The organism is Terrabacter sp. Root181 (assembly GCF_001428505.1).
Lineage (GTDB): Bacteria > Actinomycetota > Actinomycetes > Actinomycetales > Dermatophilaceae > Terrabacter.
This window is the reverse complement of sequence record NZ_LMHU01000003.1, coordinates 1-1,368: the sequence shown is the minus strand read 5'-3', so window position 1 is coordinate 1,368 and position 1,368 is coordinate 1. Positions and strand designations below refer to the sequence as shown.

Sequence of the window (1,368 nt, the reverse complement as noted above, 5' to 3'; positions counted from 1 at the left end):
CGCATTGCCGTCGAGCTCGATGAGGTTGAGCTCGTGAACCGCCTGGGCGGACGGGGCGAGGAAAAGCGCCCCGGAGAAAGCCAGAGCCGCGGACGCCACCATCACGGTGGCCTTGCGACGAGATGTGGTGATGCGTTGCCCGGAAGAGGGCTTCCCCCGAGACAGTAGCCATGAAGCATTCATGAATGTCTCCGTACATGAGCGGTTGCCGGCCCCCGCACCGTTGGAGGATGTGCATCGGCGATGCCGGCACGATCACCACGAGCCCCGAGCTCCAGCCCCCGAGTGGTCGCCCGCCCAGGGCCCACCCACGTCCTCCTGCGAAGGTAGGACGACGGCACGGAATGCGATGCAGATCACAGAAAGTCGTCCGCTATGCCAGAACAGTCCCGTAAGAAGTCACACGATCGGCGGGATCATCTGCAAAAACACTGTTTTGGTGTCGATGTCGGTGGATATCCGACGTCTGGTCGGCACTGAGGGCCCGGTCGCCTCAGCGACCGGGCCCCTAGTGCTCAGTGAGTGAACGTTCGGTCAGGTTCCTGTTCAGTTGGTGATCGTCAACGTTGTCTTCTCGCAGTGGCTGCTGTTCCCGACGAGCGCGTTACTGCTCGTGAACTCCACCAGCCACGAGACTGCCGACGACGTCGACACCGTGACGGCGCTGTTCGTCGTGGACCGTGTCGCCGGCGACGCCGCATTCGTGAGCGAGAACGTCTCGGCAGCCCGCAGAATCGAACCGCTCGTCACGCCGCAGTTGTCGCCGGAGTAGAGCGTGAAGGACAAGGTGCCGTTCAAGGCCGTGCCGCCGGCGGACGTGATGGTCGCAGAGTCGTTCGGCAGCCAAACCTGTGCCGAGGTCGCCGATGTGGTGTCAGCGACGAAGAAGCACTCGCTTCCTGCGGCCGTGCCAGCGTGGCTGAGTGGCGTCGGGTAGTTCGCGTCGCCTGGCCACTCGGCACGGAAGCAGTACCGCCCGGGGGCGAGGGGAGTCGCCGCCGTGTTGACGGCGTCGGACGTTGCCGAAGCCTCCCCGGCGGGCGGTGGTGTTGCTGCGAGAGCCTTGACTCCCGCGGCAGTGCCGCCTGTCGTGCAGAGCGCAGTCGAGTCCGCCGCGCTAGGACCGCAGAGGAAGAAGGACACGTTGCCCGTCGGCGTGGGCGGGGAGGACGTGCCTTGTCCTTGGACCACGGCCAGGTCGGTGACGGCCGTGCCCGGCAGGACAGCCGTCCCGACGGTCGTTCCACCGCTCGGCGTCGTCGTGAGTGAAGCGCTGCAGAGGGCGAACTGGCCCAGGACGAAGTCCTTGAGGGTCGCGGTGGTCGACGTGGAGGACCGTGTCTCTGCCGTGAAGCTCGAGAAGCACTC

General features: G+C 65.7%; 4 protein-coding genes. 3 read left to right on the top strand and 1 reads right to left on the bottom strand.

Features of this window, described 5'->3' with window-relative positions; genetic code table 11:
* A partial coding sequence (locus ASD90_RS24255; protein ID WP_235506506.1) for a hypothetical protein occupies positions 1–183 on the bottom strand: 183 nt, incomplete at its 3' end.
* Positions 184–553: 370 nt separating this feature from the next.
* Between ASD90_RS24255 and ASD90_RS08855 the strand changes: the two genes are divergently transcribed.
* From ASD90_RS08855 to ASD90_RS24250, 3 genes are all read left to right on the top strand, one after another.
* Positions 554–772 (top strand): hypothetical protein, encoded by a 219-nt coding sequence (locus tag ASD90_RS08855; protein ID WP_056754795.1) that lies wholly within the window; start codon positions 554–556, stop codon positions 770–772.
* Positions 773–775: 3 nt separating this feature from the next.
* Positions 776–937 (top strand): hypothetical protein, encoded by a 162-nt coding sequence (locus tag ASD90_RS23440; RefSeq protein WP_157623114.1) that lies wholly within the window; start codon positions 776–778, stop codon positions 935–937.
* A 63-nt stretch (positions 938–1,000) separates the two neighbouring features.
* On the top strand, positions 1,001–1,368 hold a 368-nt coding region (locus tag ASD90_RS24250), incomplete at its 3' end, for a hypothetical protein (RefSeq protein WP_235506505.1).